The sequence below is a fragment of the Labrenzia sp. THAF82 genome (assembly GCF_009363435.1).
Classification (GTDB): Bacteria; Pseudomonadota; Alphaproteobacteria; order Rhizobiales; family Stappiaceae; genus Roseibium; species Roseibium porphyridii.
Window position 1 is genome coordinate 4,279,141 of sequence record NZ_CP045354.1, and the last position, 17,865, is coordinate 4,297,005.

21 protein-coding genes are annotated in these 17,865 nt (G+C 54.7%); 14 read left to right on the top strand and 7 right to left on the bottom strand.

What is annotated here, in order from left to right; genetic code table 11:
* Positions 1-52: 52 nt before the first annotated feature.
* Together FIV00_RS19655 and FIV00_RS19660 are read right to left on the bottom strand one after the other, a co-directional pair.
* Positions 53-679, bottom strand: coding sequence for a LysE family translocator (locus FIV00_RS19655; protein ID WP_152502343.1), 627 nt, complete (start codon positions 677-679; stop codon positions 53-55).
* A 42-nt stretch (positions 680-721) separates the two neighbouring features.
* On the bottom strand, positions 722-1,108 hold the full coding sequence (locus FIV00_RS19660) for a RidA family protein (protein WP_152502344.1): 387 nt from the start codon (positions 1,106-1,108) through the stop codon (positions 722-724).
* An 80-nt stretch (positions 1,109-1,188) separates the two neighbouring features.
* Between FIV00_RS19660 and FIV00_RS19665 the strand changes: the two genes are divergently transcribed.
* Positions 1,189-1,719 carry an Lrp/AsnC family transcriptional regulator gene (locus FIV00_RS19665; RefSeq protein WP_152502345.1) on the top strand — a complete coding sequence of 177 codons (531 nt, stop codon included), beginning with the start codon at positions 1,189-1,191 and terminating at the stop codon, positions 1,717-1,719.
* Between the two features lie 127 nt (positions 1,720-1,846).
* On the top strand, positions 1,847-2,269 hold the full coding sequence (locus tag FIV00_RS19670; protein ID WP_247649260.1) for a VOC family protein: 423 nt from the start codon (positions 1,847-1,849) through the stop codon (positions 2,267-2,269).
* A 37-nt stretch (positions 2,270-2,306) separates the two neighbouring features.
* Here the strand turns inward: FIV00_RS19670 and FIV00_RS19675 are convergent, their stop codons facing one another.
* The gene (locus FIV00_RS19675) at positions 2,307-2,867 is read right to left on the bottom strand and encodes a helix-turn-helix domain-containing protein (protein ID WP_152502347.1); all 561 of its coding nucleotides are present in this window, start codon (positions 2,865-2,867) and stop codon (positions 2,307-2,309) included.
* A gap of 144 nt (positions 2,868-3,011) precedes the next feature.
* Between FIV00_RS19675 and FIV00_RS19680 the strand changes: the two genes are divergently transcribed.
* Positions 3,012-3,254, top strand: coding sequence for a hypothetical protein (locus FIV00_RS19680; RefSeq protein ID WP_209006628.1), 243 nt, complete (start codon positions 3,012-3,014; stop codon positions 3,252-3,254).
* Positions 3,255-3,299: 45 nt separating this feature from the next.
* Here FIV00_RS19680 and FIV00_RS19685 read toward each other — a convergent pair whose 3' ends face one another.
* Positions 3,300-3,863: a hypothetical protein gene (locus tag FIV00_RS19685; RefSeq protein ID WP_209006629.1), complete on the bottom strand. Its 564-nt coding sequence runs from the start codon at positions 3,861-3,863 to the stop codon at positions 3,300-3,302.
* Positions 3,864-4,249: 386 nt separating this feature from the next.
* Between FIV00_RS19685 and FIV00_RS19690 the strand changes: the two genes are divergently transcribed.
* The 7 genes from FIV00_RS19690 to FIV00_RS19720 all read left to right on the top strand — a co-directional run bounded on the left by FIV00_RS19690 (position 4,250) and on the right by FIV00_RS19720 (position 12,084).
* On the top strand, positions 4,250-5,920 hold the full coding sequence (locus tag FIV00_RS19690; RefSeq protein ID WP_152502348.1) for a formate--tetrahydrofolate ligase: 1,671 nt from the start codon (positions 4,250-4,252) through the stop codon (positions 5,918-5,920).
* A 253-nt stretch (positions 5,921-6,173) separates the two neighbouring features.
* The gene (locus FIV00_RS19695; protein ID WP_152502349.1) at positions 6,174-6,875 is read left to right on the top strand and encodes a B12-binding domain-containing protein; all 702 of its coding nucleotides are present in this window, start codon (positions 6,174-6,176) and stop codon (positions 6,873-6,875) included.
* A 9-nt stretch (positions 6,876-6,884) separates the two neighbouring features.
* Positions 6,885-7,553: a DUF1638 domain-containing protein gene (locus FIV00_RS19700; protein ID WP_152502350.1), complete on the top strand. Its 669-nt coding sequence runs from the start codon at positions 6,885-6,887 to the stop codon at positions 7,551-7,553.
* A 115-nt stretch (positions 7,554-7,668) separates the two neighbouring features.
* Positions 7,669-7,971, top strand: coding sequence for a virulence factor (locus FIV00_RS19705; RefSeq protein WP_152502351.1), 303 nt, complete (start codon positions 7,669-7,671; stop codon positions 7,969-7,971).
* The gene (locus tag FIV00_RS19710; protein WP_152502352.1) at positions 7,964-8,857 is read left to right on the top strand and encodes a methylenetetrahydrofolate reductase; all 894 of its coding nucleotides are present in this window, start codon (positions 7,964-7,966) and stop codon (positions 8,855-8,857) included. The genes FIV00_RS19705 and FIV00_RS19710 overlap by 8 nt, the downstream gene beginning before the upstream one ends.
* Positions 8,858-9,820 (top strand): methyltetrahydrofolate cobalamin methyltransferase, encoded by a 963-nt coding sequence (locus FIV00_RS19715; protein WP_152502353.1) that lies wholly within the window; start codon positions 8,858-8,860, stop codon positions 9,818-9,820.
* A gap of 230 nt (positions 9,821-10,050) precedes the next feature.
* Positions 10,051-12,084 carry an ASKHA domain-containing protein gene (locus FIV00_RS19720; RefSeq protein ID WP_152502354.1) on the top strand — a complete coding sequence of 678 codons (2,034 nt, stop codon included), beginning with the start codon at positions 10,051-10,053 and terminating at the stop codon, positions 12,082-12,084.
* Positions 12,085-12,108: 24 nt separating this feature from the next.
* On the opposite strand, the gene FIV00_RS19725 is transcribed toward FIV00_RS19720, so the two are convergent.
* Together FIV00_RS19725 and FIV00_RS19730 are read right to left on the bottom strand one after the other, a co-directional pair.
* Entirely contained in the window at positions 12,109-13,230 is a 1,122-nt protein-coding gene (locus tag FIV00_RS19725; RefSeq protein WP_173006066.1) for a thioesterase domain-containing protein, read from the bottom strand.
* Between the two features lie 203 nt (positions 13,231-13,433).
* Positions 13,434-14,261 (bottom strand): DUF1194 domain-containing protein, encoded by an 828-nt coding sequence (locus FIV00_RS19730; protein ID WP_152502356.1) that lies wholly within the window; start codon positions 14,259-14,261, stop codon positions 13,434-13,436.
* Between the two features lie 169 nt (positions 14,262-14,430).
* On the opposite strand from FIV00_RS19730, the gene FIV00_RS19735 reads away from it, so the two are divergent.
* Positions 14,431-15,252: an enoyl-CoA hydratase gene (locus FIV00_RS19735; protein ID WP_152502357.1), complete on the top strand. Its 822-nt coding sequence runs from the start codon at positions 14,431-14,433 to the stop codon at positions 15,250-15,252.
* A 33-nt stretch (positions 15,253-15,285) separates the two neighbouring features.
* Positions 15,286-15,720 (top strand): DUF3052 family protein, encoded by a 435-nt coding sequence (locus FIV00_RS19740; RefSeq protein WP_152502358.1) that lies wholly within the window; start codon positions 15,286-15,288, stop codon positions 15,718-15,720.
* Between the two features lie 17 nt (positions 15,721-15,737).
* Here FIV00_RS19740 and FIV00_RS19745 read toward each other — a convergent pair whose 3' ends face one another.
* Positions 15,738-16,613, bottom strand: a complete 876-nt coding sequence (locus FIV00_RS19745) for a GyrI-like domain-containing protein (RefSeq protein WP_152502359.1) — start codon at positions 16,611-16,613, stop codon at positions 15,738-15,740.
* A gap of 180 nt (positions 16,614-16,793) precedes the next feature.
* Between FIV00_RS19745 and FIV00_RS19750 the strand changes: the two genes are divergently transcribed.
* Both FIV00_RS19750 and FIV00_RS19755 read left to right on the top strand, forming a co-directional pair.
* Complete coding sequence (locus FIV00_RS19750; protein WP_152502360.1) at positions 16,794-17,324, top strand: CoA-binding protein; 531 nt, start codon at positions 16,794-16,796, stop codon at positions 17,322-17,324.
* Positions 17,325-17,328: 4 nt separating this feature from the next.
* Positions 17,329-17,640: a hypothetical protein gene (locus tag FIV00_RS19755; protein ID WP_152502361.1), complete on the top strand. Its 312-nt coding sequence runs from the start codon at positions 17,329-17,331 to the stop codon at positions 17,638-17,640.
* Positions 17,641-17,865 lie beyond the last annotated feature (225 nt).

The window sequence follows — 17,865 nt, forward strand, 5'->3', positions numbered from 1 at the left end:
GAGGCTGCCTCCGATATCACGGAAATTTTGACGTTCGTACGAGTATTCCAACTCACCGGGGCGTGCTTACGCTGGCCATTCGAATGCCTGCGTAAATCAACGCACCTCCAGCACATTTGTTGAAAAGAGAGACAATCCAGTTTTGAACACCGCCCCTTGTCAGCCTGTCTCCGAGGAAGGCGTAAGCGGTGTAGGATGTCAGGTCGATAAGGAAGGTCATACTACCCATGATCAGGATCTGGGGCAGAAGAGGCTGATCGACGTTAAGAAACTGAGGCAGTATTGCTGCGAAATACAAGAGCGCTTTCGGATTGGCGAACTCGATGACAAAGCCTTTTGCAAACAAGCTCTTCAAACTCGACATTTGTCCGTCGCGCTTTACGCTCAGAGCACCAGAAGGAGCCAGAAGCGACGTCAGTCCGAGCCATACCAGATAAGTAACCCCAGCCCATTTGATGATTGAAAACACAAGGTTGGATGCGACGAGCAAGGATGCGATCCCGGTCGCCGATAGTACGAAGTAAAGCGCATTGGCAAAGGCGATCCCGAAAACACCTGCAAGCGCCCTTTTGCCGCCGTTTGCCGCGCCTTGCGAGGCAACGGCTATCGCTGCAGCGCCTGGTGTGAAAACGACCACGACCGTGGTGATGAAAAAAACCAAAAAGACATCGAATTGCATTTCGGTCTCCGATTTCTGCAATGGAATGCGTATTGGATGCCGTCAGGCAGCTGCCACGATTTCGATCTCAACCAGCCATTCAGGTGTGAGGGTCTTCACAACGATGGCAGTTGTCGGCACACGCCGGTCTCCGAGGGCCTTGAGCCTCGCGTTCTGGTTCTTTTCTGCAAAGTCGACGCTTGTCAGATAGCTCGTGACGCGCACGATATTGTCGCTTGTCATGTCGGCAGTGTTCAGGATGTGCCGAAGATTGTTCCAGATCAGCTCAAGCTGCTCGTCCAGTCCCTCAGGAGCGTGGCCGGAAGTGTCGAGCCCCATCGTGCCGCTGACAAAAAGCAGACGGCCTGTTTGCTGAACTTCCAGCGCGTGAATGTAGTCTGGCGTTGCCGGATAAATTCCGGTTGCCGGATTGATCACTCGCTCATGCATGACAAACTCTCCTTGCCGAATTTCTTCTTTCATGAGAGCATTATGCTGAATTTTCTTTTGATCAATCCATGAAGAGCCGAATGATATCAAATAGAGAAGACATTCAGAAAAACAGGCTGCCGAAGAAGCCATTGGACGCCTTCGACCGAAATATATTAGGCAAACTGGTCGGCAACGCGCGCCAGACCTATGCTGAAATCGGTAGTGAAGTCGGCTTGTCGGCACCAGCGGTGCATGAACGGGTCAAACGCATGACCGCCTCGGGGATCATCAAAGGCACAAACGCCGATATTGACGCCATGGCCGTCGGCAAGCCTTTCCTGGCCTTTGTTCATGTTGATGCAAGCGGCTGGGGCAAGAGCGAGCGAATGATGCGCCTCAGGGACTTTCCAGAAGTGGAAGAGCTCCATTCCGTCACAGGCGACACCTGCGTGATCTTAAAGGTCAGGACGGCCAACGCGGACGCAATGGAAAACTTCCTGGCCCAGGTCTATGCCCTCCCCGGCGTCAGGGCGACGCGAAGCTACGTTGTGTTGACGACATATCTGGACCGTCCTGTTCAGGCCGAAGTGACCGAAGAATGGCCAGACGTCCCGATGCCAAAGGAGTAGGCGCGCAAAACATGTGTATGTCTGGATTGAGGGACTATGCTGATGCGGCTTCCATTGCGGACAAACACCACGCTCATTTTCAATAGGGGTGCTTCGTACCGTCATGCATTTGCCGAGGTTAAGCCATGTGAACATCGTCGCGCGAGACGCAGACGCGTTGGCGGCGTTTTATATGGAAGCGTTTGGCTTGGTCTTTCTAAGACCTCCTCGTCTGCTCTCGGGTGAAAGAGTTTCAAAAGGCAATGGTCTTCCCTCGTCCGAAATAAGATCTATCTGGCTGCAGTTTCCCGGCGACGATGGACCGTTCTTGGAAATTCATGAATACAGCAATGGCCTAGAGCGGCAGGTCCCAAGAGTGAATGAACCCGGACTTGGGCACCTCGCCTTCAAAATAGCTGATATCCATTCGGCGATGGACACAATTGTCCGGGCTGGCGGCACGCGCCTTGGCGAAGTGACGAATTTCGGATCAACTGAAGAACCAATTCTCTTGGTCTATATGCGCGATCTGGAAGGCAACATACTGGAGATTGAGCAGCGCCGTCCGTGACAGGTCGACACGCGTTATCGCTGCTGATCGTCAAACCTCAGAACTTCACGACCATCAAAATTGCACGGGCCGGACCTGAAATCGCTTCTATGCAATGGGGAACGTCGGCGGCATAGCGTGCAGTATCGCCCTTATCGATGACACCCTTGGCAACGCCAGATGTTACCTCAAGCCGTCCTTCCTCCGCGATCAACTGCTCGCGGGTTCCGCGTTCGTGAGGTTTGCTCTCCAGTTTGCCGCCTTTTGCGAAAATAAGCTCATAGACTTCAAACCGGCCGGTGTCCTGCGGCGGCGACAGTATTCGGATTTTGCACCCGTCGCCTGCCCTATCAAGCGCGGGTGTCTGATGCTCGTGCAGAATTTCCACCCGATCTTCTGGCGTGTCCTCGCCCAAAAGCCCTGCAAAATCGACATTCAAGGCCCTGGTCAGGTTAAGCAATGTCGCAACGGTTGGATTTGATTCTCCGCGTTCAATTTGACTGACCATGGATCGAGAAACACCCGAGATCTTTTCAACAGCCTCAAGCGAAAGTCCTTGGGCGCGGCGCGCTTTCTTCAGGCGTTCCGGCAAACGTGAGAGAATTTCTGAATCAGTCATGGTGTTGAGAGGATCTACCGAAAATACAGCCTTGTCACGTCTGGTTTTGGAGCAGGAGGAGATTGAGCGAGCATTGCCTCTGGAAGTGAGACGCTCCTGACCTACCTAACCGAGTGGAAGCGGTTCAACGCGAAAACACCGGACGTGCAGCAAGTGCTAAGAGAGAAGCGAATTGACCTTGATTCAGTCAAACGCAAGAAGCTGATCGAACGACTGCTTCTCGAGATCAGCCGTTCGCACGGTGATTTATACTACCAGTCAACCAGCACAATCGCTCTTCAGATCAAGGACTACATCCAAGGCGATGCCAAGCTGAACACTGAAGAAAGAGCCTTGCTGGAACCTCTCTCTCAAAGAGACATTGAAGTTCTGTTGAGTTTGCACTGACGCCCTGCCCTCAAAGGCGGTCTATGCCGCATCTGCACAGCTCCATTACCCAAGCGCTCGCCTTCGACACAATGGTTCTGACTGGACCGCCTTTCGCTGAACCGACTTGAAGTAACCCAATGCCGGGCGAATAGCCTCGTGAGCCGGCTTGTGTTCCAGATAGTCAAGAATTCGGTAGAGATTGATTGGCTGTTTCTGAATAAGTGAAATCACCTTTTCGACGGTAAGATCATAAGGATAGGTATCAATGAACTGGCAAGCTGTCTGCGTTGGCGTGAGGATGTAGAAATCTTTGTCCCTTTTGGGCGTATAGCGCGTCACATCGAAGGGAGAGGCCCCCAGCACCTGGGGCTTTGGAATGTAGCAAGAAACGTCCTTTGCCTTGTTGTGCAACACAGAACCAGACGTCTGCCTGAAGCCCAGATTTGCCAGTTTTGCAACAGCGTGGCGCCGCATTGCGGGGCTCATAATCTCGGCATCTGAGCGGTCGTATTTCAGATCATCGAATACGGAAAAGATTTTGAGATCGGCATCAGCAAGAAGGAAATAGGGGCCGAAATCCGTTGTGGCGGCCGCGCTTTCATCAAAAGTCCTGTCTGCCCTTTGCACACTAGTGGCCTTTCAAAAAGTAGAGGCACCAACTGGCCTTTGTCCGTGTTAACTTGCTGGCGTTGACCGGATAGCACCCTGCAATTACTTGCTGAGTTGTTAGTGCTGACCTGGCGCTCGACTTCTCGCAGTCAATAGCAAGCGGCGGTAGCACGTGCGCCGAGAGTGTCGCCATTGCCGACAATCGTTGCTCAGTTTCTGCTGTTTTTCCACTCTCGTGCCCTCCTGTTCAAAGGGACTGAATGTGTCGTCGCTTCCGGGGCGCATCCTGTCGTATTCGGAACAGTTCAGGTACCGCGCTCTCAAATAGCGTTCCCTCAACGACTTGAGCAGCAACCGTCTGCTTGAGCAGACCGCAATATTGGACACGCCCCGGAGACATGAAGATGGCCAGCGATATTGAGATTGCCCGCGCAGCCAAGATGAAACCTATTCAGGACATCGGCGAGCGGCTGAGCATTCCAGACGAATCCCTGCTGCCCTATGGCCGCACCAAGGCCAAGATCGCAGCTGACTATATTGACAGTCTGGATGGGCGCGACAGCGGCAAGTTGATCCTGGTCACGGCCATTAACCCGACGCCGGCCGGTGAAGGCAAGACAACAACGACTGTTGGTCTCGGCGACGGTCTGAACCGGATCGGCAAGAATGCCATGATCTGCCTGCGTGAACCTTCGCTTGGCCCATGCTTCGGCATGAAAGGCGGCGCAGCAGGCGGCGGTTACGCACAGGTCGTGCCGATGGAAGATATCAACCTGCATTTCACAGGTGACTTTCACGCCATCACCTCAGCTCACAACCTGCTGGCTGCCCTGATTGAAAATCACATCTACTGGGGCAATGAGCTCGGCATCGACCAGCGCCGTGTCACCTGGCGCCGGGTGCTCGACATGAATGATCGTGCTCTGCGCTCCATCGTCTGTTCGCTCGGCGGCGTCGCCAATGGCTTTCCTCGGGAAGGTGGTTTCGACATCACCGTTGCTTCCGAGATCATGGCGATCCTCTGTCTGGCAACTGATCTGGACGACCTGCAAAAGCGCCTTGGCAACATCATCGTGGCCTATCGCCGTGACCGCACGGCAATCCGGGCACGCGACCTTGAAGCGGACGGCGCGATGACCGTGTTGCTGAAAGAGGCGATGCAGCCGAACCTGGTTCAGACACTGGAAAACAACCCGGCCTTCATCCATGGCGGTCCGTTCGCCAATATCGCGCATGGCTGTAACTCCGTGGTTGCCACACAGACAGCTCTCAAACTTGCCGACTACGTTGTGACCGAAGCCGGTTTCGGTGCGGATCTCGGTGCAGAAAAGTTTTTCGACATCAAATGCCGCAAAGCCGGTCTTTCCCCTGATGCAGTCGTCATCGTTGCTACGATCAAGGCCCTGAAGATGAATGGCGGCGTCGCCAAGGAAGACCTGGGTGCCGAGAATGTCGATGCCGTCGCCAAGGGTTGCGCAAACCTTGGCCGGCACATTGAGAACGTGAAGCAGTTCGGCGTTCCAGCGGTTGTTGCGATCAACCACTTCACTGCTGATACAGACGCGGAAGTTCAGGCGGTCAGAGACTACTGCGCAGACCTCGGTGTCGATGCCATCCTGGCTACGCACTGGGCCAATGGTTCTGCCGGGACGGAAGAACTGGCAAACCGTGTGGTTGAACTAGCTGAAAGCGGCGCGGCACAGTTTGCCCCGCTCTATGACGACAACCTGTCTCTTTTTGAAAAGATCGAGACCATCGCCAAGCGGATCTACCGCGCTGATGAAGTACTCGCCGACAAGTCCGTGCGCGACCAGTTGAAGCGCTGGGAGGCCGACGGTTTCGGTGATCTGCCGGTCTGCATGGCCAAGACACAGTATTCCTTCACAACGGATCCGCAAATGCGCGGTGCACCGACCGGTCACAGTCTGCCGGTTCGTGAAGTCAGATTGTCCGCTGGTGCCGGCTTCATTGTCGTTATCTGCGGCGAGATCATGACTATGCCGGGTCTGCCACGCGTGCCCTCGGCCAACCATATCCGCCTTGATGACAACGGACAGATTGAAGGGTTGTTCTGACCACGTCCGGATCGGAACGACAAACTGAAGGCGGATCATTCGATCCGCCTTTTCTTTTTGAAGCGATACCTAGGGTAAACTGCGGTGTCTAAAGGCTAATCCGGCATGCAAAACAACTCGAGATGCGCCCTTCCAAGCACGGCTGTCGCGTAAACGACTTGCCGTGTCGCATTGGAGATATCGACGATTCCACCTTGGGGCATAAGGTTTTTCACTAAGTTGTTGGCCCTTAGCGCCAGGTTGGAGCTGCCTTATGTCCGATGAAGACGATATCGATCTCGCCTCCCTGTCCGACGACGAACTTGTCGAACAGATGCATGATGATCTCTATGACGGTCTGCAGGAAGAGATCGAAGAAGGAGTGAACATCCTTCTTGGTCGCGGCTGGACACCCTACGACGTCCTGACCAAAGCCCTCGTTGAAGGCATGCGTATCGTCGGCATAGATTTCCGGGACGGCATCCTTTTCGTGCCGGAAGTGCTTTTGTCCGCCAACGCCATGAAAGCCGGCATGGGCATTTTACGCCCGTTGCTCGCCGAAACAGGCGCTCCAAAGGTTGGCAAGATGGTGATCGGCACGGTGAAGGGCGACATCCACGATATCGGCAAGAACCTCGTTTCCATGATGATGGAAGGTGCCGGTTTTGAGGTGATCGATATCGGTATCAACAATCCGGTCGAAAACTACCTGGCTGCCCTCGAAGAGCATCAACCGGATATTCTCGGCATGTCAGCACTGCTGACGACCACGATGCCTTACATGAAAGTCGTGATCGACGAGATGAAGGAAAAGGGCATTCGGGACGATTACATTGTGCTCGTCGGCGGCGCGCCTCTCAACGAGGAATTCGGCGAGGCGGTCGGAGCTGACGGCTATTGCCGGGACGCAGCCGTTGCCGTGGAAATGGCAAAGGACCTGATCGCCCGGCGCCACAACCAGCTGGCTAAAGGCTGAGGCTGAGACATGTTCAAGGAGGCTGCCGATATGCAGGCGGGCGAGCCTCTCTTCCCAATCGAGACGGAAGGCGACGCGGGCGACAAGATCGGCCGCGTGCTCGTTATTGCCTGCGGAGCTCTGGCACGTGAAATCATAGCGATCAGAGACCAGAACAATCTCGATCATATCGATCTTACTTGCTTACCCGCCAAGCTGCACAATACGCCGGACAAGATTCCTGAGGAGGTTCGCAGGACCATCCTCATGAACAACGATGTCTATTCCGAGATTCTGGTCGCCTATGGCGATTGTGGAACCGGCGGCCTTTTGGACAAAGTACTAAAAGAAACGGGTGCCCGTCGTATCGAAGGCGCGCATTGCTATGCCTTCTTTTCCGGTCTGGAGGCCTTTGATCAGATGGAGGAGGACCAGTTGGGCACATTCTACCTGACTGACTTTCTTGCAAGACACTTCCAGACAATGGTTATCGAACCGCTTGGCCTCGACTGGCATCCGCATTTGAGAGACATGTATTTCGCGCACTATACGCGCCTGCTTTACCTTGCTCAGACCGACGATCCGGACCTGGAAGCAGCCGCTAGGCGCGCCGCGGAACGCCTGGACCTACCGTTCGAAATCAAAAAGACCGGCTATGGAATGCTGGCACCTTTTGTCGGCAAAGATCTTCCAAAATGAATTCCGTCGTTCCCACCGTGGGATAAGTCGGTTTTTCACGTGATGATGCCGCTATCAGGCGGCCTGAAGATCAGCCCTTCCTTCAAAGATAGATTGTCAGGTGGAGAAAGAGGCCATGGCGCAGAAGATCATCGTATTTTGGCGGGATATCCCGGCACAGATCCTGGTGAAAAAGGGACGGAAATCTGCCCGCAGGGAACTGCCAGCCATGTTCATGGAGGCAATCGACGCCTGCGCCATGAGGGTCGGGGCCAAAGACAGCGAGGCCTATATGGCCGAGTGGCGCCGTGCAGACCCGGTTGAGGTTTCTGACGACCTGGAATCTGAAGCAGAGACAGCCTTGAGTGAGCTGGTAACGGCCTATCCGAAGGACCGTCTGAAAACCCTTTTGGCAAGTGGAGGCAGCGAGAATGACTGAACAGCGTCTTTTGGCGAATGGGCGGCTTCCCGCCTCGACCGAAATGTCACCCAAACAGGTGATCGAAAAAACGGAGTTGCTTGCCAGCATTCCCACCGGAACACAGGTCTATGTGACAGACCTCGGCAATGCATCGGAAGACACCATTGTTGCCGCTGCCCGCACACTGACCAGCCACAAGCTGACGCCAGTTCCGCATATGGCGGCACGCCGGTACCCCTCCTATGAAGCCTTTGAGCGACGCATCCACCGGCTCACGCAAGAGGCAGGCGTCACAGAAGTCTTGGCGATTGCGGGTGAAGCCGAAAAGTCCGGCCCGTTGACTTCATCAGTCTCCCTTCTGGAAACCGGTCTTTTCGACAAGCTTGGCATAAAAAAAATTGCCGTCGCGGGTCACCCGGAAGGCGCTCCCGACATCTCACCTGATGTCATCCGGGAATTTTTGAACCGCAAGCATGAACTTGCTGCTCAAAGCGATGCGGAATTCCGCATCGTCACCCAGTTCGGTTTCGACCCTCACCGGGTCAGCCTTTGGCTTGACGAGTTGCGCGACTGGGGCAACCTCTTTCCGGTACATATAGGGGTGGCCGGCCCTGCAAAGATGACGACGCTTTTGAAATACGCAGCCTTTGCCGGTGTCGAGAATTCACTCAATTTCCTGAAAAAACGCGGTGGTGCAGTCGTCTCCATGCTCTCCGGCTATGACCCGGACACCATGGTTGAGCCGCTTGAGAACCGTGTTGTCAGTCAGCCCTCCTGTCAGCTCGTTCAAATCCATGTTTATCCGTTTGGCGGGGTCCAGAAAACCGCGGATTGGCTCCACAACCGCGGGAGCTGGTCCTTTCAATCCCCCTCCTCCACACTGACAGCCAACGAAAGCGCCTAAATGACCCGCACTGTTGTCGCCTCCGCCACCAAGGAAATCATCATAGGCTTCGACCAGCCGTTTTGTGTGATCGGTGAACGGATCAACCCGACCGGCCGCAAGAAACTGGCCGCGGAAATGATCGAAGGCAATTTCGAAACCGTCAAGGCCGATGCACTGGCGCAGGTTGCAGCCGGTGCAACGATGCTCGATGTCAATGCTGGCGTTACCGCAGTTAACCCGAACGAGACCGAGCCTCCGCTTCTTGTTAAAACTCTTGAGATTGTTCAAGAGCTTACGAACGTTCCTTTGTCAATTGATTCATCTGTAACCGCGGCAATCGAAGCCGGGCTGGAGGTCGCCAAGGGCCGTCCGCTTGTCAACTCGGTAACAGGTGAAGAAGAAAAGCTTGAAGCGATCCTGCCGCTAATCAAGAAGTACGACGTCCCGGTTGTTGCAATCTCAAACGACGAAAGCGGGATATCCGAAGACCCGGATGTGCGCTTTGCCGTTGCCAAGAAGATCGTGGAACGGGCGGCTGATTTTGGCATCCCGTCACATGACATTGTCGTCGATCCTCTGGTCATGCCAATCGGTGCAATGGGAACTGCCGGTCAGCAAGTGTTCAAACTCCTACGCCGCTTGCGCGACGAGCTGAAGGTGAACACGACCTGCGGCCTTTCCAACATTTCCTTTGGTCTGCCACACAGACACGGCATCAATGCCGGTTTCATTCCGATGGTGATCGGCGCCGGCATGACTTCAGCAATCATGAACCCCTGCCGCCCACAGGAAATGGAAGCCGTGCGCGCTGCCAATGTTCTGAATGGAACGGATCCTAACTGCCAGGAATGGATCATGACTTACAGGGACCATCAGCCGGCGGCAGCGAGCGCCGCATCTTCAACTCCAGCGGATGGCGGAGCATCTGCCGGCGGCGGACGTCGCCGTGGAGGTCGCGCGGCTCGGCGGTCTGCAGGCTGAGGGATCAGAAAGACCAGATGAGGTCAGTGACCGGGTCGAATCGCTGCGTCAGTCCCCTCCCGCTAACGGGAGGGGTTTTGTGCATCGCGGAGCCGTTGAAATAGGCGCAGCCGCTCACGACCGTGGCGAAGAATTGCTGCTACTGATATGCGTTCCCTCTCCCGCAGTGAGTGGATAGGCAAAACGATTACTGAGAATTGAGAAATCCCTGTGGTGACTGAACCAAAGCCATGACCGAGACACCTCAAAACGCCAAAGTTGTTTTTCAGCCCAGCGGGCGACGCGGCACTTTTCCCGTCGGCACCCCCCTGCTTGATGCAGCTCGCTCACTTGGCGTCTATGTGGAATCTGTATGTGGTGGACGTGGCATTTGCGGGCGGTGCCAGGTGGCCGTGTCCGAAGGGCAATTTGCCAAGGAAAACGTCATCAGCTCGGCTGAACACCTGGAAGGTGCGACTGAGGCCGAAACCCGCTATGCCACCTTGCGCAAACTGCCCGAGGATCGGCGTCTTTCCTGCCAGGCGAAAATTCTCGGGGACCTGGTGGTCGACATTCCGACCGACGCGCAAACGAACCGGCAGGTGGTCCGTAAGCGCGCCGAAGCCAAACAGATCGAGGCGGATAGCGCAATTTCGCTCGTGAGCGTTTCCATTGACGAACCAGACATGGAAACACCACGAGGAGACATCGACCGCCTTCGCGATGCGCTGATCGCTGCAACTGGCCTTGCTGACCTCGTCTTTGATCCCGCCCTGCTTCCTGGCGTTCAAGTCCTGTTGCGCAAGGCAAACTGGAACGTAACGGCAGCCATTCATCAGGATCTTGGAACTTTACCAACACTGATTGCCCTTTGGCCGGGTGAAAAGAAAGCTGTCTACGGTCTCGCGGTCGACATCGGCTCCACGACCATTGCAGCTCATTTGTGCAATCTGCAAAACGGTCGAACAGTTTCTTCAGCCGGCACATCAAATCCGCAGATCCGCTTTGGTGAAGATCTGATGTCCCGGGTGTCCTATGTTCAGATGAACCCGGCGAAACTACCCGACCTCACGAAGGCGGTTCGCGAGGCGGTCAACGCGCTTGTTGGCAAACTTGTTGGCGATGTCGGCGCTGACCGTTCCGACGTGCTTGATGCGACCTTTGTCGGCAACCCTGTGATGCATCACCTGTTTCTTGGAATTGATCCGGTGGAGCTTGGTGGAGCCCCCTTCGCACTCGCCGCCTCCGATGCGATGAACCTGGTTGCGCGTGATCTTGATCTGGAACTCAATCCAGGGGCGCGTGTCTACATGCTGCCATGTATCGCCGGGCACGTTGGCGCTGACGCTGCGGCAGCGACCCTGTCTGAAAGCCCCTATTCACACGACGAGATCACTCTGCTCGTCGACGTCGGCACCAATGCGGAAATCGTCCTTGGAAACAAGGATCGCCTGCTTGCAGCCTCCTCCCCGACGGGACCGGCCTTTGAAGGAGCAGAAATCTCGTCCGGCCAACGCGCTGCTCCCGGCGCGATCGAGCGCATTCGGATCGACAAGGAGACGCTGGAACCGCGCTTCAAGGTCATTGGCGTCGACGAGTGGTCCGACGAGGAAGGGTTTGCCGAGAAAATCGATAGTGTCGGCGTCACTGGCATTTGCGGCTCGGGTATCATCGAGGCCGTTGCGGAAATGTTTCTTGCCGGTTTGATCACCGAAGACGGCGTCATCAACGGCAATATGGCTGCACGAACAACGCGCATTCGGTCGCAAGGCCGCACCTTTTCCTATTCGATCGCCGAAGATGGTGTCGAAATTTCAATCCTTCAGACCGACATTCGCGCGATACAGCTTGCCAAGGGCGCTCTATATGCCGGCGTAAAGCTGCTGCAGGACAAACTCGGTACCTATCACCTTGACCGTATTCGCCTGGCGGGTGCTTTCGGCAGCTATATCGATCCCAAATATGCGATGATCCTCGGACTGATACCCGACTGCTCTCTTGAAGGTGTGACCGGCGTCGGCAACGCCGCAGGCACCGGGGCACGCATGGCGTTGCTCAACCGCGGCTATCGTCGGGAAATCGAACAGACGGTGCGCGATATCGAGAAAATTGAAACCGCACTGGAACCGAAATTTCAGGAGCATTTCGTCAACGCAATGGCATTGCCGAACAAGGCAGACAGCTTCCCGCACCTGCGCTCCGCTGTCGAACTGCCTGAGCCGTTGCAAACCTCGTCACCAGAGACCGGAACCGGCGAGCGGCGCAGACGCCGTCGAAGAGGATAGTCGGCAACGCGTGTTGGAACAGGTTTATCCTGCGCCTGCCAGACGGACGTCCCAGGCTGGAGCCTCTGTCATCGTCATGTTCAGGCGATCGGCAACGTCCTTGCCAATGGCAAAGCCGTTTTTACCGGCAACTGCACTCAGATGATTGCCCCGTACGCTTGACCACTCTGCCTTCGGCAAAAATCGATGCCAAGTGTCCCATGGATCGCAGCTTTGCGGTTTGAGGCCGCTTGCCCTGTAGAAGACGAGATGCTCACCATAGGCTTCTGGTTGATAAAGACCGCGCATTCGCAGCAATTGCTTTCCGGCGTTTTCATATTTTGGTGTGTGACCGTAGACCCACTCCGGCGCCATTTCCGGGTACCTGAGAGATGTAGGCCTGTAAAACCTGAAAAGTATCGGGCTCAGCCGCCGCGCCAGGACTTTTCTGGGCAATGACACCGTTGTGGAAACGGCTGGGCTCGTTTTGCGTTGGCTTGACGTCAAGGCGGCTTTGATTTTTCCCAGACGGCTGAGAATTTTCCTGCCGACAACGCGCGCCCAGATCCCGAGTGGCCACGCATGTTCACTTTGATGTGTATCGATCAGCCCGAGAAAACTGACTTCCGAGCCTGCAGCCTTTAGCTTTCGCGCCAGCTCAAGCGCAACAACACCTCCAAACGAATAGCCGAGCAAACGAACCGGCACGCCCTTGAACCTTTGTTCAATGACGTGACAGCAGGCTTCCACTTCGTCTTCAACAACAGCAGGCGCAGTATGATGCCTTCCGAATTGTGTCTGGCGGACACCGTAGATGGCACCTCTGAAATCGAGACCCGCCAAGATGTTTTTCAACTCCAGAAAGCAGCTTGCCCCTCCGGCGAAGACAAAAAGCGGCACACTTTCGTCGCCTTCCTTGAGCAAAATCAGCTTGGGAATGTCCTGGTACTGTCTTTGCCGAACGGCCCTGGCGAGAGACTTGATGTTCGGCCAGACATAAAAACAATTCACATCGAGTTCGATGCCGGTGCTCTTGTAAACACCTTGAACGAACTTCAGAACTTTGTTGATGTTGAAATGATCATTGAGGTCTTCACGAGACGTGACAATGCGCCCAAGTACGTTGGACGCTTCTCTTGTCAATATTTTTTCGATGTCGAGCGACACCCTTCCCCCTGAAACCGATACGACCTGCTGGACCCCTTTGATGCATACATAGCACAACCCCCGCGTGAAACGACGCTCGAATTTCCGTTATGGTAAACGAATGGCAAGCAAGCACTGCTTGCAGGCAACTGGCGTGAAACGAAGACAACTCTCAGCACGCCATTTGTGAAGTTTGTTCGCTGTTGTTTGCGTAAATCCAGTCTTCACGGATCCCAAAAATACTGCTCGCGCAACCGTCGCCAGATCTTTTCGCCAATAAGACAATCATAGGGTTCCTCAAAGCGGATCTGCGCCTTGAGAACCTTGGGCGCTTCAGCTGGCACCCGCCCACCGATTTCCAGGATAAGCTTGCGGCGCACGGCATCCGGAAACTGTGCCCATTCGATTACCGGGATCACAAAGCTTGCCGGCCCACCTGTTACACACCGGCGATAATACTCATCAAGATCCGGAATATTGAACTGAAACCCAATGCCGCCCTTGGTCATCAATGGGAGCCCGTTGATGACAAGCCCCGCCTCCACCGCGGCATCTCTCACAGGTGTCACCGGAAGCCCCTGATTGTTCGGTCCGTCGCCTGAAATATCGATGACCTTGCGATCCGTTTCGAAAGGCACGTCGTCAAGTATTGAGGCTGCATGCCGAATTGCACCCGAAATGGACGTACGGCGTTGTCCGAAAGACCTGTCATTCAGAATCTTGTCGGCGAAGGTCAACGCATCTTCCTGCGTTTCGATAACAGACCAGCCGACGATTTCGCGGGCGTGATTTTCGTTGGCCCATTCGAACATCATCAGTGCGATCCGACCGTGAGCTCCAAGCTCGATTGCGCGAACGACCTCAGGACTAGAGATTGCCGCCGCGTAGCCTTTGCGCTGGATCTCAAGTTCTTCCGGAGACATGGAGCGGGAGACGTCGACCGCCAAAACAAGCGCAACATCGACTTTTTCCTGCCCAGAAGCTGGAGCAAGAAGGGCAAGAAGTCCCAGCAATGCGCCGGTCCAGGACCGGAATGGGGCAATCTTCCACATCGACCGAGGATAACCGATCCGGCGCAAACCGTCAGCTGCCTGCTTCAGGGACCTGATAAACGATCTGTGATCGGAAACCTCGCAAGCCGGCCCTATTGAACACACCACTATGGAAGCCGGGATTGTATCAGGTATAAGACCAACAAAGGATCAGTTCACGGAGTGCCCCATGTCCGAAGCCGCAGCGAATGACGACGCCCAAAAGCCCCTGCTTTCGACACTTCTTCACGAAGGTGTCTATCGCATTGTCATGCAGCGTCCGGAACGTATGAATGCGCTCTCGCAAGAGATGATGAGCGCTTTATCGGATGAGCTGACAAAAGCAGAAGCCGATCCGAATGTTCGTGTTGTTCTGCTTGGAGCGGAAGGCAAGGTGTTCTGTGCTGGTCACGATTTGAAGGAACTGACCGCGGCACGGGCCGAAAGCGACGGCGGAAAAGAAACTTACCAGGTGATCATGCGGCAGTGTTCGGACCTGATGCAGCAGATCGTCCGACATCCAAAACCCGTGATAGCGGTGGTAACCGGCGTTGCAACGGCCGCCGGATGTCAGCTGGTTGCTTCGTGCGATCTTGCAATTGCGACCGACACGGTGACCTTCTGCACGCCGGGTGTCAATATCGGTCTGTTCTGCTCTACGCCCATGGTTGCCCTGTCGAGAAATGTGGCTCCGAAACAGGCTATGGAAATGCTTTTAACAGGAGAAAGCATAGACGCATCGACGGCCAAGGACTTCGGCCTGATCAACCGCATCGTTCCTGGTGACTATCTGGAGCAGGTTGTCCAGAAATACGCCGAAGTCATCGCATCCAAGTCTGCAAAGACTCTCAAGATCGGGAAAGAAGCCTTCTACCGCCAGCTGGAGATGCCGCTTACCGAGGCTTACGACTTTGCTGCCGAAACCATGGTGGAAAACATGATGGCCAAAGATGCAGAGGAAGGAATTTCAGCCTTTCTGCAAAAGCGCAAACCCGAATGGACCGACACCTGAGGTGACAGTTGTTTCAGTGAAGTGGGAACGACCATGACACAAGTTGGCTATTCCGGTCGCCCCCTTTCGGCAAAGCTCGGACTGAAGCCCGGAATGACTTGCTGGCGACAGGGCATGCCTCAGGAAATTGCCGAGCTACTGAAGGCGCAGGAGCCAGCTCTAACTCTGCTCACAAGCGCTGAACCAGGACTGGATTGTGCCCATGTCTTCGTGACCGAACGAGATGACCTGGAAACTCAACTTTTGCACCTCAGAGACTCCCTTGCACCGAACGGCATGATCTGGATCTCCTGGCCCAAGAAAGCCAGCAAGGTGCCGACGAACGTCACAGAAGACGTCATTCGTGATGTCTGCTTGCCGATCGGTTTTGTCGACATAAAAGTCTGCGCTGTCGATGCAACCTGGTCAGGATTGAAGTTGGTAATCCGCAAGGAACTGCGCGCTCAACAGGCAGAAAATCTCTCTTGAAGAGGTGAAAGTCCGATTCACTGCTGAAGCGGCAAATAGATATCTGCTATCGCCTCATGCTCGGCCACATCCGGAAAAAAGTTGACGCGTTCGACAAAGAGTGGAAAATCTCGAAGGGTTTCTCCGCTTGCCGGAAGCCAGTCCCTATAGAATTCGCGAATTGCATCATCGGCATTTTCAAGCGGCCCTCTATGCCGGAACACCGCACAACGCCCACCGGGAATGATACCGGTTTCGACCCCAAAAGTGTTTTTCTCAACAGGCCTTTCGACCTTGCAGCAAATGCCGAACCGAAAGGCCTCGGCTGGCGCTGTCTTTGGATCATCGTAAAAAAGGTTATACGTCGCACTCTTTGAGGGCGGTGTGCCGAAGTCCTTGCGCCAGGCAATGAACTTTCGAACGGATGCCGGAATTTGTGCTGGCGGTCCACGGTGCTCCAGACCCGCGACCAAGGTTTCTTCAAATGTGACGATGCGCACCTTTTCGGCACTAAGTTCGACGTTCCGCATAATCTCTCCTTTCAAATCCAATATCGGTTGATAAGTTTCTTGCCAGCGTGACCAGTCGGGCAACTTTCGGAACGCGCTCGGGCTTTGACCGAAGACACGTTTGAAGGCACGGGAAAAGCTCTCCAGGTTTTCGTAGTGGGCGTTGAAAGCAACCTCGGTGATGGGTGTCTCATGTCGGAAGGCAAGTTGCAGACCAGCGCGCCTAAACCGCATAAGACGCTGATAATCGGCAACCCCCATACCGACAAATGCAGAAAACTGCCGCTGAAAGTGGAACCTTGAACAGGCTGCAGCGGTCGCCAATGCAGCAATATCCAAGGGCGCATCGAGTGTTGCATCGATTTTTTCCAGCGTGTCTTCTAAACGCTTCTTGATTGCGTTCATCTGGTGTTTCCCAAGCCTGTCTCTTGCCTCTGACTCAACTTGTCTAGACGCTGTCCAACAGAGTTGCCTGACCGTACGTGCGCTTTTTCAAAGTTGTGACCTTTTGTGCTCTCTGACGCCCTTGCAGCATCCTCCGGTTTCGCATTGGATGGCGCCAGACACAAAAGGGATACTTTGACGATGAACCACGACGGATATTCCGATGCCTACATCAAAGGCATTCTGGACGAGGTCAAAACTGTTGCCATGATCGGGGCGAGTGCCAACTCCGTACGTCCGTCCTTTTTTGTGCTCAAATATCTGCTGTCTAAAGGCTATGACGTTTGGCCGATCAACCCCGGCCAGGCTGGCAAAGAAATTCTTGGCCAGAAGGTGTACGCGTCGATGGATGACCTGCCAGCCATTCCCGACATGATCGACATCTTCAGAAATTCAGAAGCGGCGGGACAAATTATCGACCAGGTGATCTCGAACCAGAAGTTGCCGAAGGTAATCTGGATGCAATTGACGGTTCGCCATGATGAGGCCGCAAAACGAGCTGAAGATGCCGGGATAAAGGTGGTTATGAACCGCTGTCCCAAGATCGAATATGGTCGGTTGTCCGGTGAGATCGGTTGGGCGGGTGTCAACTCGAGGACTCTGTCCTCGAAGCGCCCATCCCTGAAATCCGGGTTCCAACACCGTGGACTATCCGGGGACAAAGACGGTTAGAAAAATGCCGCCAGCTTCGACATTGCATGTGACTGGTTTGGATGGCGTCTCGTCGACCAAACCCTTTCAACCGGACATCAAGTCCGGAAACATGTTCGAAGAGGGGGACAGAATGCAGGAACCGACCCTGTTTACGGCGTTTGAACTGGTTTTGATGGCGATGGCTGGCTTGGTGTCATTCGTTTTGTTTGTGATCTCAAACCGCGCAAAACCTGGATCGCCTTTCGCCGACCGCGACGAAAGCTGGTCTGAAAAAGGCTTCCAAAGGCAGGGCAAAGGGTCGAATAGGCGTTCATCGCAAACCAAACGCGCTTAAAGATTGAAGCTTGTTTGATGAGATGTTTCGTTGATCTTTGCACAAATGCAGAGAACTGATTTTCCTGTTTCTCCATATTGGCGGGTCAACACTCGCAGTTGCAGGTCCGCATTCATAAGCACAGGAGGTGCTCATGTTTACTATGGTAAGTGATACAGTCCTCTTGGCGCTGTGCCTCCCCATTTTGGCGATCGCCCTGGTGTTCGGTGTCTATTTTCTGATGAG

Bases quoted from the DNA above. Each gene is read 5' to 3' on its own strand.
- FIV00_RS19690 (WP_152502348.1), top strand. From the start codon at position 4,250: ATGGCCAGCGATATTGAGATTGCCCGCGCAGCCAAGATGAAACCTATT.
- FIV00_RS19755 (WP_152502361.1), top strand. From the start codon at position 17,329: ATGCCGCCAGCTTCGACATTGCATGTGACTGGTTTGGATGGCGTCTCG.
- FIV00_RS19730 (WP_152502356.1), bottom strand. From the start codon at position 14,261: ATGTGGAAGATTGCCCCATTCCGGTCCTGGACCGGCGCATTGCTGGGA.
- FIV00_RS19740 (WP_152502358.1), top strand. From the start codon at position 15,286: ATGACACAAGTTGGCTATTCCGGTCGCCCCCTTTCGGCAAAGCTCGGA.
- FIV00_RS19710 (WP_152502352.1), top strand. From the start codon at position 7,964: ATGACTGAACAGCGTCTTTTGGCGAATGGGCGGCTTCCCGCCTCGACC.
- FIV00_RS19655 (WP_152502343.1), bottom strand. From the start codon at position 679: ATGCAATTCGATGTCTTTTTGGTTTTTTTCATCACCACGGTCGTGGTC.
- FIV00_RS19660 (WP_152502344.1), bottom strand. From the start codon at position 1,108: ATGCATGAGCGAGTGATCAATCCGGCAACCGGAATTTATCCGGCAACG.
- FIV00_RS19665 (WP_152502345.1), top strand. From the start codon at position 1,189: ATGATATCAAATAGAGAAGACATTCAGAAAAACAGGCTGCCGAAGAAG.
- FIV00_RS19750 (WP_152502360.1), top strand. From the start codon at position 16,794: ATGAACCACGACGGATATTCCGATGCCTACATCAAAGGCATTCTGGAC.
- FIV00_RS19745 (WP_152502359.1), bottom strand. From the start codon at position 16,613: ATGAACGCAATCAAGAAGCGTTTAGAAGACACGCTGGAAAAAATCGAT.
- FIV00_RS19705 (WP_152502351.1), top strand. From the start codon at position 7,669: ATGGCGCAGAAGATCATCGTATTTTGGCGGGATATCCCGGCACAGATC.
- FIV00_RS19720 (WP_152502354.1), top strand. From the start codon at position 10,051: ATGACCGAGACACCTCAAAACGCCAAAGTTGTTTTTCAGCCCAGCGGG.
- FIV00_RS19695 (WP_152502349.1), top strand. From the start codon at position 6,174: ATGTCCGATGAAGACGATATCGATCTCGCCTCCCTGTCCGACGACGAA.
- FIV00_RS19700 (WP_152502350.1), top strand. From the start codon at position 6,885: ATGTTCAAGGAGGCTGCCGATATGCAGGCGGGCGAGCCTCTCTTCCCA.
- FIV00_RS19715 (WP_152502353.1), top strand. From the start codon at position 8,858: ATGACCCGCACTGTTGTCGCCTCCGCCACCAAGGAAATCATCATAGGC.
- FIV00_RS19735 (WP_152502357.1), top strand. From the start codon at position 14,431: ATGTCCGAAGCCGCAGCGAATGACGACGCCCAAAAGCCCCTGCTTTCG.
- FIV00_RS19675 (WP_152502347.1), bottom strand. From the start codon at position 2,867: ATGACTGATTCAGAAATTCTCTCACGTTTGCCGGAACGCCTGAAGAAA.